General features: G+C 66.3%; 10 protein-coding genes. 1 reads left to right on the top strand and 9 read right to left on the bottom strand.

Annotated elements, in window-relative coordinates:
• Positions 1 to 3: 3 nt before the first annotated feature.
• Positions 4 to 1,518, bottom strand: coding sequence for a PPE domain-containing protein (locus U8D42_RS22980; protein ID WP_322858120.1), 1,515 nt, complete (start codon positions 1,516 to 1,518; stop codon positions 4 to 6).
• 505 nt (positions 1,519 to 2,023) lie between these two features.
• Positions 2,024 to 2,710 (bottom strand): FkbM family methyltransferase, encoded by a 687-nt coding sequence (locus tag U8D42_RS22975; RefSeq protein WP_322858768.1) that lies wholly within the window; start codon positions 2,708 to 2,710, stop codon positions 2,024 to 2,026.
• 113 nt (positions 2,711 to 2,823) lie between these two features.
• On the opposite strand from U8D42_RS22975, the gene U8D42_RS22970 reads away from it, so the two are divergent.
• On the top strand, positions 2,824 to 3,600 hold the full coding sequence (locus U8D42_RS22970; protein WP_322858121.1) for a glycosyltransferase family A protein: 777 nt from the start codon (positions 2,824 to 2,826) through the stop codon (positions 3,598 to 3,600).
• A gap of 11 nt (positions 3,601 to 3,611) precedes the next feature.
• Here the strand turns inward: U8D42_RS22970 and U8D42_RS22965 are convergent, their stop codons facing one another.
• The 7 genes from U8D42_RS22965 to eccA form a co-directional block, all read right to left on the bottom strand.
• A complete protein-coding gene (locus U8D42_RS22965) occupies positions 3,612 to 5,252 on the bottom strand; it encodes a DUF4254 domain-containing protein (protein ID WP_249025932.1) in 1,641 nt (546 codons plus the stop codon).
• Positions 5,253 to 5,374: 122 nt separating this feature from the next.
• The gene (locus tag U8D42_RS22960; RefSeq protein ID WP_322858122.1) at positions 5,375 to 6,430 is read right to left on the bottom strand and encodes a glycosyltransferase family 9 protein; all 1,056 of its coding nucleotides are present in this window, start codon (positions 6,428 to 6,430) and stop codon (positions 5,375 to 5,377) included.
• Between the two features lie 43 nt (positions 6,431 to 6,473).
• Positions 6,474 to 7,223: a sulfotransferase gene (locus U8D42_RS22955; protein ID WP_085242731.1), complete on the bottom strand. Its 750-nt coding sequence runs from the start codon at positions 7,221 to 7,223 to the stop codon at positions 6,474 to 6,476.
• Positions 7,224 to 7,319: 96 nt separating this feature from the next.
• Positions 7,320 to 7,631, bottom strand: coding sequence for a YbaB/EbfC family nucleoid-associated protein (locus U8D42_RS22950; RefSeq protein WP_322858123.1), 312 nt, complete (start codon positions 7,629 to 7,631; stop codon positions 7,320 to 7,322).
• A 223-nt stretch (positions 7,632 to 7,854) separates the two neighbouring features.
• Positions 7,855 to 9,240, bottom strand: a complete 1,386-nt coding sequence (eccE, locus tag U8D42_RS22945; RefSeq protein WP_322858124.1) for a type VII secretion protein EccE — start codon at positions 9,238 to 9,240, stop codon at positions 7,855 to 7,857.
• A 5-nt stretch (positions 9,241 to 9,245) separates the two neighbouring features.
• Entirely contained in the window at positions 9,246 to 10,595 is a 1,350-nt protein-coding gene (mycP, locus tag U8D42_RS22940) for a type VII secretion-associated serine protease mycosin (protein WP_322858125.1), read from the bottom strand.
• Between the two features lie 262 nt (positions 10,596 to 10,857).
• On the bottom strand, positions 10,858 to 12,696 hold the full coding sequence (eccA, locus tag U8D42_RS22935; protein WP_322858126.1) for a type VII secretion AAA-ATPase EccA: 1,839 nt from the start codon (positions 12,694 to 12,696) through the stop codon (positions 10,858 to 10,860).
• Positions 12,697 to 12,722 lie beyond the last annotated feature (26 nt).

Below are 12,722 nucleotides of genomic sequence, written 5' to 3'. Positions count from 1 at the left end.
TGACTACTTGTCAGGGCCGGCCTTGCGTGGTCGATTGCCGATGACGCCCTCCGTCCATTGCCGCTCTTCGGTGTACATCGACTCGTCCTCGGACTGCACGCGTTTGCCCTTGCCGGCATTTTGTTGTCCTTGACCGCCCATGGGCGCCATGCCGCCGCCCATGCCGCCGCCCATCGCGCCGCCCACGCCCGGCAGCCCGCGGCCCGCAGCCGCCGCGGCCCCCGGGGCCGCCGACGCGGGACCGGCAGCCGCGCCGGTTTCCATCGCGGGCTGTAACGGCACCGAGGGCATGCCGGCTCCACCGCCCCCGAGCGACGCCGGTTTGACCCCTCCTTTCATGCCGGCGGCCCCCTTCTTCAAGTCCTTCACGGCCTGGTCCAGCTTCGCGGTGTCCGCCCCCGGCGGCGCTGTGGGCATGCCGGGAACCGACGGGACGGTGGGCGTGGCGGCCGACGGAGAGCCCCCCTCGTTGAGGGGGATGTTCGGGTCGAATGGGTTGTTGGGGTCGAACGGGTTGTTGGGATCGAGCGGGTTGTCGGGCTTGCTGGGATCCTTGGTGCCGTCGTCGGTCTTGGGGGCGTCTATGCGCGTGGCCGGGACCGGGTTGTCGGGAACGATCTGCGCCAGCGGTATCTGTCCGTTCGAAACGTATTGGGCCAGCGCCGATTCGGACTGTGCCTGCAGTTTCTCGTACCATTCGATGGCGAGCGAAATGTACCACTGGCTATATTGCGTATAACGCTGGTACCAATAATCGCATTGCGATACCTCGTATGTGGTGGGATGCGCGCCTTCCTGCGCGTGCTGGTTTTCGTAGCCGGTCGTGAGGGTGGCCCTTTTGTGGGCGTCCACGACGATGTTGGCCTGTTTGGCAAGCTGGCGGCACTTCGCGACCATCGAAGATATCCATTGCCGCTGTTGGGCGAAGTTCGTCTCAACGGTGGTCCTGGCGTCGCCCTCCCAGGACACAAAGGGGCGGAACCGGTCGCTGGTCTCCCGCTGGAAATTCAGCTGGAAGGTATCCCATTCGGTCGCGAATGCCCGGAACGCTCTGCCCTGGTCGCCGGCTTCGATATCCTTCGCGGCCTGCCGGACCTCGTAATAGGGATATTGGAAGGCCGGTGGCGGTGGGGGCGGCGGCGGCAGATATCCGCTGAAGTCCTCGTCCGGATCGCACAGGGCCGAGACTTGTCCGCTTGCGCCCGCGGAAGCCGACGTCCCTCCCGAGCCGTCGTTCATGGTCTTGTCGATGGCCGCCGCGGATCCCTCGTCGGCCTCTTCGTAGGCCTTGGCCGCATTCCGCAGCGATTTCGCCAGGGTCTGCCATTCCCGTTGGCAAGCCTTGAGATACGTCCGCATCTGGTCCGCGTTTTGCGCAAGCTGTACGGCGGCATCCTTGACGAAAGAGATGTCGCACGGTCCCGGTGGGTTGGTGGAAGGGATTGCGGGAAGGGGTCGCTCGATTTCGTCCGCGCGCGCCATGAGCTCTTGGTATTCCACGTTCAGCGTCTGCGTCATGTCGGCTCATTCTCCTTGTGCTGAAGCCAGCATCCTCGGTTGATCACGTCCTGGTACGCCATCGGGGGAACGGTCGCGCGTGAGCCCGGAACCCGGGCGATCCCGCAATCGGCGGTGCGACACAACGTGGGTGCCGCCGAGGAGCACGCCCGCTTCGACGACACCGGCAGGCAGAGATCGCGCAACCACCGACCACCACCCCTCTCGTCTTGCCGGCCATGCGGGCGGTGCAGTGACGCCGCAGCCACTACCGTGTGTCATCCTATTCCACCGAACAGGGCCCACGCGCGGCGATTTTTTGTCTAATGACGCCGGTTGGTGCGGCTTTGCGGTGCATCGATCCGGGTGCCGGCGCGCACCGGAAATTCGGATCGTGGCAAGCGCGGACCGAGGCGGAACGCCGTGTGGCGGGGCGATTCTCGCCATTGCGGCCTGCGCCGGGGCCGCGCTCGACCGGCCGCCGCAGGTCAGTGGGGTCGCGAACCGGTTCTCCGAGCATTTCGGATCATTCGTCGCCGCGGAGAAAGACGCCGTCGGCCTGCAATACTCGGCCATCACGGACGTCGATGAAAAAGGGCGAATACCCTCTGAGGGTAAGGCCCAGAGATTGCACCAGGTCAAGGGCCTCTTGGACGAGCATGCCGCCCTCGTACAAAGGCACGAAGGTCAATTCGAGTTGTACCCCGGTGCAGTGGCGATTGACCGTTGACTCGCCCCCGGCGATCACGTGTTTCTCAAACCCCTGCACGTCGGCCTTGAGAAAGGCCACATCGCCCGGCCGCAGCAGAGCCGGCGCGATCGAATCAAGTCGGCATATCGCCACATCTTCGGTCCCGACATAGTTCGCCTCGGGATAGACATCCCGATGGCTTTTCAGCATGGGTAGCAAGGAACTACTGGCACCCGCGTTGCCGGCGACGTTCATCTCGATCGTCCCGTCATGATCGCCGAGCGCACACTGCCGGCAATCCCAAAGCGGATCACCCGATGCCGCGCGTTCCAAAACGGCGAACGGCCCGGACAGCGGTTCGAAAGAGATTATGCGGCCCTCGAAGCCGGCCGCACGGAGACCGGCAGCGTATTGTCCTGAATTGGCGCCGACATCAAACACGACGTTCACCCGGCGGCATTGGAGTTCACTCACCAGAGTGCGGTTCCAGTCGGATTCGGTAAAATGGCGTCTCACCGCGATATCGGGACCATTCGCGATCCAATACACCGGGCAACGCTAACACGCCATCAGTGCCGGCCCGGCGCATCGGCCACAACACGGGCTCAGCCCGAAACCGGCTAGGCTAGCCGGCAGTGAAACTCGACATACATCTTCAGACCCATTCCGACATAAGCGTGCACGGGCCGCATCGATACGTCGGCGCCCCGAAAAGCGAAATTATGCTGCGGTGCGCGCGATCGCTCGTGACATCGATCAATCAAGCCGACGGGGACATCGTTTTGCGTGTCTTCGATGACCACTCCTCGGCCGAGACCGTCTCGGTTCTGCGCCGGATACTTTCGACATGCACCTACCCGGTTGAATTCGTCGCGCTCGAGGACCGGGGCTACAACGCATCCTGTCTGGCATCGTTTTCCCGGGCGCGCGAGGATGCTCGCGAGGTGGTCTATTTCGTCGAGGACGATTACCTGCATTCGCCTTCGGCCATCGAGGAGATGCTGGCAGCGCACGCGTTGTTCAAGGACAAGCTCGGCGGGCGGGAAGTGGCGCTGCATCCGTACGACGATCCCAAGAATTATTGGAGCATGATATTCAGTCGCGAGGATTGTCGCGTGGTGTACGGCACGAAAAGGCATTGGCGTACCAATACGCACACCACGAATACCTGCTGGGTTGAAGCCGGGACGTTGCGGAGAAATTGGGAGCTTTTCGACCGGCTCGGGCGATACTCGAGCACGCCCTACGGCGTGGCGAATCACATCTTCGAAGCTTCGACGATCAACGTGATCTGGCGGGAGCAGGTGACACTTTTCACCCCGATACCTTCGCTGGCGCTGCACCTTCAATACGAAGAGCACAAGGACCCGTACCTGGACTGGGAAGAATGGTGGAACTCGGCGGCCTATTGATCCTTTGGCCGTCACGCGTCGCGGGACTCGAACAGCGCACAGTAACCTCGCTGATCTGCCGACTTGAATTGCCTGTACAGCTTGAATCTGAGGTCGCCGTCTCGCATCCGGGTGAGGAACCGTTCGAGCCCGCGCAGGAGGTCGTCGTACTGCTCTCCGAGCACCCCGAGGTGCGATGCGCCGCGTTCTGATCGGTTTGTGTGCAAGATCCGCAGCGTCAGGACGGAAAGTCGGTCGACGATTGTGCCGGGGGTTTCCGTGTGCAGCGCGGCGCTGCGGTTGGGATTGAGACGAGCGAGCAGGGCGGCGTCGATGTCTTCGATGGCCGCGTTGCGCCGGGCGTTGAGGTCGTCGATGCAACGTTTCCGGCGAGCCACCTCGTCGTCGCCGGCACCGGGCCGGCGAACGGCGTCTTCGTGATGCCACAAGCCGAAGTTCATCGCGTGCAGGTGCAGGGCTTTGGCGGCGATGCTGCCGTCATCGGCGGCGGTGGCGGGGTCGGCGCCATGCCAGGACAGCGCGGTGTCGTGGAACTGCCGCACCGCGGACAATAGCTCCGCGTCGGGCGAATCGTCTTGTACGCCAGCGGGTGCGCCGTCGCGAAGTCGCGCCGCGGTATAGACGTGCTCTTCGGCCAGCTCCTCCATCGCGCTGAGCACCCGTTCCACGGTGATGTCCAGCATGCTGTCCGCATCGATGTGCCGGTGCGGCGCGAACCGGAAACCCCACGTCGCCGACTGCGTCGCGCCGAAGAGCCCGACCCCCGGCACGCGGGCCAAATCGGCCGCATGCAGCATCGAGGAGTCGATCCCCACGAAAAGATCGGCCTCGGCGACCAGGCCCATGGTGAGGTCGAGCGGCGCCCCGAGATGGGGAAAGACACGGTCGCGCTCACGCCCGACGTTGAGCTCCTCATGCCCCATCCCCACGACCCAGGCCACGAAATCGCGATGGCGTGACAAGAACCGGTCCAGCAGTTCGACAAACCGGACAACCGGCCACCGCTTCTTCACCCAGCCGGTATCTGCATGCACCGCAAGGACTTTCGTCCCGCGGGGCAAAGCGGCACGGATCGATCGAACGTCGTGCTGAACCGGCGTTGGGATGGGCACCGGCTGCGCGTAGGTCTCGATCCGCGCCGAAGGATCGAACAGCAGCGCCAACTTGAACGTCAGGTCGGCCGAGTGCGGCACATCGCGCGGCACCACGACGTCGTACGCAACGCCGGTCGGGAAGCCGATGCTCGTCGCGGGTGCGAGACGTTCCAGCAGAGGCCGCAGGAACGCGTTCGAAGGCACCTCCCACGGCACGGCATCGATGAACAGATCGACAGGACCGATCTCGGACACCACGGCGTCATAGTCGAGGGTTCGGTTTGAGGGGGGCCCCAACGAGGGCCCGACCGGCGGCGAGCCCGTGATGTCGACAAGGCGGGAATCCACTTCGCGGAAGCACAGGTCGTGGGCGACCTTCGGGCAGACCAGCGTAAGCGGGGCGGTGAACAGCTCGCCCAACGCGCGCAGGGTCGGCAGCGTGAGCACCGAGTCGCCGATAAGGGTGGAGAAATAAATCGTGGGCGTACGCGCGTGCAGCAACTGGCTCAGCATGCCACGTTCAACCGTGACCGCGTGACCGCCCTGCAGCACCGTCATTTCGCGCAATCCGACCATCCTTCGCCAGAGCTTAGAACCATAAGCCGACCGTGTCGCGTCGCGTTAGCCGGCGGCTTCGGCCCTCACCACGGGTGTACCGGCGAAACCGGTTCGGGCATCGCTTACCCGCGCTCTCCGGCCAGATCCTCCATCGCACCGAGCGCCGCCTCGACGGTGATATCCGCCATCACCGGCATGTCGAGGTGCCGGTGCGGCCCAAACCGGAAGCCCCAGGTCTCGGCCCGCGTCACACCGAACAACCCAACGCCCGGGACCCGAGCCAGGTCGGCGGCATGCAACATGCACGAATCGATCCCCACGAAAAGGTCCGCGCTGGCCACCATGCTCATGGTCAGGTCGAGTGGGAGCCCAAGCCGGGGAATCACCCGGTCGCGCTCACGCCCGACGTTGAGCTCCTCATGCCCCATCCCCACGACCCAGGCCACGAAATCGGGACGGCGCGACAAGAACCGGTCCAGCAGATCGATGAACCTGGTCGCCGGCCAACGTTTTTCCTCCCAATCGGTGTCGGCGTGCACGACGAGCACCTTGACCCCCGCCGGTACGGCCGCGCGGATCGCCCGTGCCTGTTCCTGCACCGATGGTGGGATGGGTACCGGCTGGGCGTAGCTCTCGATTCGCAGCGAAGGGTCGAACAGGCGCGGCAACTTGAACATCAAGTCGGCGTAGTGGACCTGTTCCCTGGGGACCACGAAGTCGTAGCCATAGTCGGTCGAGAAGCCGATGGTCGTCGTCGGCGCCAGGCGTTCAACCAGAGGCCGAATGACGGTGCTGGACAAGGCGCTCCACGTCAGGGTGTCGATGAAGACATCGACGGCGCCGATCTCCGCCGCCAGGGTTTCGTAATCGCGGGCTCGGGGCAGTGATCCCGGTAAGGGGTGCGGTCCCGCCAGGGGCAATCCTGTGGTGTCCACATGCCGGTCGCTGATCTCGCGGAAGCACAGGTCGAACACCACCTTGGGGCAGATCAGCGTGAGTGGCGAGGTGAACATTTCGGCCAACGCTCTCAGCGCCGGCAACGTCAACAGGGAGTCCCCGATATTGGACACGAAACATGCTGCGGGCGTGCCCGCCCGCAGCAGATCCCTTGGCAGGCCACGCCCGGCGGCTACCGAGTCCGGCCCGGGGATCCTGGGGTTTCGCTCAGAACCGACCATCCTCCGGCAGAGCTTAGACTCTGCCAGCATCCGCGGGACCCGTTCAGTCGTAACCGAACCGCCGCGCAAGGGTTTCAACCTGGCCCCAGACCCGATCGCCGGCGTCGACCCGGTCCCGGATGGTTGGTGCTTGGCGCAAGGGCGAAAGGTTGCCGACCTTCCACGGCAGCGCAACACCGTCTCGCGAGAACTGGTGGTCGCCGACGGTTTCGGGCGCTGAATGGGCGAGCGAAACGGCGCTGTCGGAGAAGGTGAGGCTCCACCGGTGCAGGGCCGCGTCGAGCGTCGCCGTCGGCCGCCCCGCGAAGTCCTCGTAACGCAGGACGACCAAATCGGCGTCGTCGGCCTCGAGCGGCTCCAAGCTGCTTTGCACCAGCGCCAGCGCTTCGGCGACCGAATCCTTGATCCAGAAGTCCATCGGTGTCCGGTATGGCGATTCCCGATGCACCAGACAGGAATTCACGACCTCTCGGGGATCGCGCAGGACGAAGAGCACCGCGGCCTCCGGAAAGCTGCGCTGGAGGGCCGCCAGCTGGGTCGCGTACCTGGGGTTCTTTTCGCCCCAGATGACGCCCGGGCCGGCGATCTCGCCCATCAACGTACGCAGGACCAGTGCCGGGTCGGCCGTTTCCCCTGCGCGACGCCGGTAGTCCTGGTAGACGCCTCGTTCCAACAAAAACGCTTGCAGCGTGCCGATCACCGACTCGCCGTACCTGCCGACCTGGAGCAGATCGATCTCGTCGAAAATCTTGATGTTGCCGTGGTGGTTGAGGAACTGGGTCACCATGGTCATCCCGGATCGTGGTGGCCCCGTGACGAACAGTTGCACGGCCGTCTCCCGCGTGGGTGTCAGGCGCGCATCAAACAGCGTCGCCGGTCGTGGAGCTACTCAGCTCATGCCCACGGTGTTTTGCAGCGAGCCGAGAATGTCGGTGAGGTTGGCGACCAGTTGCGCTTGCTGAGCTTGGATGGCTTCGGTCGCGCCGGCTTGCGCGTTGGCCAGCGCCTCGTTGATGCGCCGCTGCACCGTTTCGGCGCCCAGCCGCAGCAGCCCGTCTTCGATATGCACGTCGACGAGGCACCGATGCCCGTTGATGGTCACTTCCACGGTTTCCGTCTCGTCCGATGCCGTGAATGATTCGGTGTTCGTAAGGTGCATCTGGTCCTCGAGGGCCTTGTTGAACCGCTCGAACTGCGCCAACGTCTCTGTAACCTGCGGGTGTGGTTCCCTGCTAGTCATGTGCGAGGTTCCTTCAATCTCGGGGACGCCTGGCTGCGTGGCCGATTACCAATATGGCCTCGCTCCACCACAGGCCCTCAGTCTAGGGTGACCCGGCGCCGGTCAGTGACGGCTTTTTGGCTTGTTGCCCGCCGCACACCCTGGCCGTTTGTCCGATGAAACCCGGAGTTTGCCGGCCGTTTCCCTAGCGGGGCAGCGCGCTCTGGTAGCGACTCTCCTCGGGCGGCGATACCGGTCGGATGGGGAGCTGGCGATGCCTCGGAGTGCTGATCACGTTGTGGCGCAGGCTCACCCGCGCCACCCCCGGGTGACGCCCGAGATAGGTTGTCGCGTGGGGCCACGCCACCTTCGATTCCGACCCCACGTGGGCACCGATCAACCCGGCGAACTCGGCGAAACGCGGCCCGAGGGTGACGCTGCCGCCCGCGGCGGTGGCCCGCACCGCGAATTGCATGAATGCGCGTGCATCACCGAAATTGATGCTCGTGTCGACGTCGTCGAACGGCATGTACACCGGATACTGGTTCGCCGTCTCGCCCACCAGGACGCCCGCCGACCCGATCGGGAGCTGATAGTGCCGGTCGGGGACCAGGGACGGGCCGTGCAGCGCGGCCCGCTGGTTCCCGGACAGGCGGGTGAATCCCCGCGGCTTCTTCGGCGACTCCGAGGTGGTCAGCAGCACCGTCGACTGCGGTGTGCTGCCGGGCACCACCCGGACCCGGGTGATGGTGTGGTCGGCGTGCACCGACCACCACACGTCCGGGCCTCCGATCGCGGTGTAGGCCGCGGTGAAGTTGTTGCTCCCCTTGATCTTTGACCAGCGCTCGCGCTCGAAGCTGATCTCGGTGGCGTGGTCGTAATCATCGAAGCTGCGTCCACAGACGGCGTCGACGCCGTGCCCGGCGAGCTGGTCGGCGATACGCGTCGCCGACGACACCAGGTAGCGGATCAGCCCAGCGACTCCATGGTCGCGCCGCTGCGCCGAGCGGCGGGTGCGCTGCGGCTCGGCGCGCAGCATGATCCAGGTCCGCCGGTGTGCTGGAGCCGGGTCGGTGCCGGTCACCTGCTGGTAGAGGCTGAGCAGTTCGGCCGACGCCGGCTTACCGGTCCGGTAGCCGGCCGAGACGATGTCGGCCTCCAGGTCGGGGCAGTTGATCTCCAACAGTTGCTCGAGCAGCCGGGTGTCCACCACGTCGTCGGTGTGCGCATGCCCGTCGACGATGACCGTCGGCGTGAACGGTCGGGGGATGAGTTCGATGACGGCGACCAGGACTTCGCCCTCCCAGCGCACGGCCACATGTTCTCCCGGCTGCACGGTGGCGCCGACGGCCGGCTCGGAGGGAACGTCGGGCTCCCTGCGGCGCCGCACCAGCCAGGAGCATGCAGTACCGATCCAACCGGTCAGCCGGTGACCGCGGAACGTCACCAAGGCGACCACCGCGGCCACCGCCACCAGAGTGGGCCCCGCCCATTCGTAGCGGGTTCCCATGAACAAGAGGATGCACAGCGGCGCGATCGCCGCGAACCACAATGCGTGGCCGCTGGAGAACCGTAACCGGAACGCCCTCATGGGATTCAGCGCCTTCGCAGGGCTTGTCTGGTCAGGGTAGCCAGCCCCAACGCGACCAGCAGGCTGAAGATGCCCGCGACGACGGCGGTGATGGGCCCGTGATCAGGCGGCGGCACAGGGGCCGGGGGCTGAATCCGGTTGACAATCAACGGGCTAGCCGCCGGGGCGCCGGCCGGGATAGCCCACGTGAGTGCCGCGAATGCATCGACGGTGCCCGCCCCGACAGCGTCGTCGACGCCGCCGCCGGGGTGGCGCGCGGTGGCCGTGATCCGGTTGATGACCTGCGCCGGCGCCAACTCAGGGAACCTCTGCCGAAGCAGCGCCGCGAGCCCGGAGATATACGCGGCGGCAAACGAAGTCCCGGCGATCGGCACCGGACCGTCCTTGCCGGGCAGCGCGTCGACCGGCTCGCCGTCAGGACCGAGCGCGACGATGTTCTCCGCCGGCGCCGCCGCACCCACCCACGGGCCGTGCATCGAGAAGGGGCTCGGCGCGCCGTTCTGGCCGACACCGCCCACGGTCAGCACCAACGGCGCGTACCACGCCGGTGTGACGATGGTTTGCACCTGCTGCCAGCCGCGGGGGTCGTTCGGCATGGCCGGGTCGGGCGGTGGGTTCTGCGCGCAGTCGCCACCGGTGTTGCCTGCCGCGACGACCACCACGATGTTCTTGACGTTGACCGCGTAATTGAGGGCCGCACCCAAAGTGGATTCGTCGACCGGCTTTCTCACCTTGAAACAGGCCGCTTCGCTGATGTTGATCACGTTGGCGCCCAAGTTGGCGGCATGCACCACCGCCCGGGCCAGGCTGCGGACGGATCCGGCCGCCGGCGAGGCGTTGGGGTCGTTCTGGTTGGCCTGGTTGTCCTTCGGCTCGTAGGCCTCCGACGTCTGGCGCAGCGAGATCAGCCGGGCATCCGGTGCGACGCCGACGAATCCGTCGGTCAGCGCGGGCCGGCCGGCGATGATCGACGCGATCAGCGTCCCGTGCGCATCGCAATCGGTGAGCCCGTCGCCGTCGGCAACGACGAAGTCGCCACCCGGCTCGGCGGGGACCCGAGGCGAGGGATCCACCCCGGTGTCGATGACCGCCACCGTGACGCCGGCGCCGGTCGCGAACCGGTGTGCCGCGCCGACGCCCAGGTACGCGTCGGACCACGTCGGGTCGTGAAAGTTGGTTCCCGGCAAGGTCAATGGTGCCTTGCAGACGCGGCGCTGTTCGAGTGGTTGGTCAGGTCCCGTCGTGTCCGGCGGCATCGCGGCCGGGTCGATCGAGGGCGGGGCGACCGCCGACGCGGGGGGCGCGGTGAACAGCACGATCGTCAGGGTCACCGTGATCAGCCAGATACGGTGCACCGCCGGACACTCCATTTCGATCAGCCGCGGCGCCGGTCCTGCCCGCCGACTATTCGTGAGCAGTATTCGCGGACGTGGCGCCGCCTGCATCTTAAGCATGCCCGGCCGCGTCGATGACGCGTTTCCTCCAGAGTGCGCCAGGTTACGTCCGGCGGCGCCGGGAACCCCCCAAAGAGCCGCCGCGGCACGCTTTTCCCCGCGCGGGCGAAATGTGAACGGCACCGGAACGGCGGATGTCCACCGGTCGTCGAATGGGTGGTGATTACCAGACGATGGCCGCCATGTCACGGTTGTCCGAACACACGCTGCGCACCGCGGCCCCGATGTCGGGGGCGGTGATGATCTGCTGATCCTCGACCGTCACCTCCTGGCCGGCGCGCTTTTGTGCGACCACCCGGGTGTCCCGGAATCCCTCCGCGCGTTCGATGACGTTGCGGGCGAACCGGCCGTTCTGCATGGCGTCGATGCCGTGCCGCCCGCCGGGCGTCGTGTAATTACGGATGGTGGTGGCCGCGTCCAGGAACGCCTCCCGCGCGGCGTCGTCGAGCTTGCTGGCGCGCGGCGCCGCGTAGCGCTGCCCGATCTCGACGATCTCGGCCGGCGAATACGACTCGAACCGCAGCTTGCGGTTGAACCGGCCCGCCAAACCCGGGTTCACGGTGAGGAATTCGTCCACCTGGTCCTCGTAGCCCGCACCGATGAAGCAGAAGTCGAAGCGGTGCGTTTCCAGCGCGACGAGGAGCTGGTTGACGGCCTCCATGCCGATCATGTCGGGCGTGCCGTCCTGGTGCCGCTCGACCAGGGTATAGAACTCGTCCATGAAAATGATTCGCCCGAGCGACTTTTCGATCAGCTCGTTGGTCTTGGGTCCCGACTCCCCGATGTAGTGGCCGCAGAAGTCCGACCGGCGGACCTCGCGGATTTCGGGGTGACGCACGATCCCCATGCCGGCGTAGATCTTGCCCAGCGCCTCGGCGGTGGTGGTCTTACCGGTGCCTGGCGGACCCACCAGCAGCATGTGGTTGGTCTGTCCCTCCACCGGTAGGCCGTGCTCGAGGCGCATCATCCGCACTTCGAGCTGGTCTTCGAGCGCCGACACGGCCTGCTTCACCGCCGCCAGCCCGACCTGCTTGGCGAGCAGGGCGCGGCCCTCGGCGAGCAGCTCGGCGCGCCGCCCGGCGGTGGCGTCGTCGTCGAGCTGGTCGCGGCTCTTGGCCGTCGACGCGTCCCAGCGATCGGTGCGGCTGGCGATGGTTTCCTCGTCGGTGACGACCAGGTGCAGGTTGGGGTCGGCCAACGCCGCCTTCGCCGCCTCGGTCAGGACGCCGTTGATGGTCGCCTTGGACAGCCAGACCTGAGCCTTGTCCTCCTCGCGCAGCTGGCGGTGCACCATCCCGCGGACATAGGCCAGGTCAGCGACCAGTAGCGGGATGTCGGCCGGCCCGATCGAGGCGGTCAGCACGTCGGCGTCGAAGCGGCCGGAGGCGTTGGTTTGCCCGATCACGTCGACGCGGTCGAGCCAGTCCAGCGCGACCCTGCCCTGCCCGAGGTGCGCGGCGGCGTGGGCCGCCAGCGCGCAGATCGACGCCGTCACGGCCGACATGATGATGGCCTGCGGGGGCAGCTCTTCTGCGGCCGCCAGCAACACGTCCGACCAGCGCTGCGTGGTGTACATCAGGAACGCCCGGGCCAGCTGGTGCCATTGGTAGTTGGCCCACGAATCCAGCAGGTCGCGATTGGCGAGCAGCCGGTCGGCCTCGGCGTATTCGCCGGAGATGGTCAGCGCCGACGACAACGCCAGCCCCACCTGGGATGCGTCGGTCACCGTGATCCCGATGTACGGGCCCAACTGGATCTCCGCCGCCAGCGTCTGCCCGATGCGCGTCGTCTCGCGGTGCAGCCATTCGCTGGTGGCGTAGAGCTTCTTCAGCGACGCCAGGTCGTTGTCGCCGCACGCGATGCGGCCCAGCCACGCGTCGGCCATCGACGGGTCGGCGTCGGTGGCGGCGACGAATTCGGGTAGCGCCGCCGCCCGGCCCTGCCTGCTCTTGACGGCCATGGCCCGGTCGAAATGCCTGCGGGCAGTTTGTAGATCACCCATCGTGTGCGCTCATGGAACTATGCCTC

The sequence above is a fragment of the Mycobacterium europaeum genome (assembly GCF_034555895.2).
GTDB lineage: Bacteria > Actinomycetota > Actinomycetes > Mycobacteriales > Mycobacteriaceae > Mycobacterium > Mycobacterium europaeum.
Note: the sequence above shows the minus strand (reverse complement) of the source record. Positions and strands in the feature narration are given on the sequence as shown.

Bases quoted from the DNA above. Each gene is read 5' to 3' on its own strand.
- U8D42_RS22980 (WP_322858120.1), bottom strand. From the start codon at position 1,518: ATGACGCAGACGCTGAACGTGGAATACCAAGAGCTCATGGCGCGCGCG.
- U8D42_RS22965 (WP_249025932.1), bottom strand. From the start codon at position 5,252: ATGACGGTGCTGCAGGGCGGTCACGCGGTCACGGTTGAACGTGGCATG.
- U8D42_RS22960 (WP_322858122.1), bottom strand. From the start codon at position 6,430: ATGGTCGGTTCTGAGCGAAACCCCAGGATCCCCGGGCCGGACTCGGTA.
- U8D42_RS22955 (WP_085242731.1), bottom strand. From the start codon at position 7,223: ATGACCATGGTGACCCAGTTCCTCAACCACCACGGCAACATCAAGATT.
- eccE (WP_322858124.1), bottom strand. From the start codon at position 9,240: ATGAGGGCGTTCCGGTTACGGTTCTCCAGCGGCCACGCATTGTGGTTC.
- eccA (WP_322858126.1), bottom strand. From the start codon at position 12,696: ATGGGTGATCTACAAACTGCCCGCAGGCATTTCGACCGGGCCATGGCC.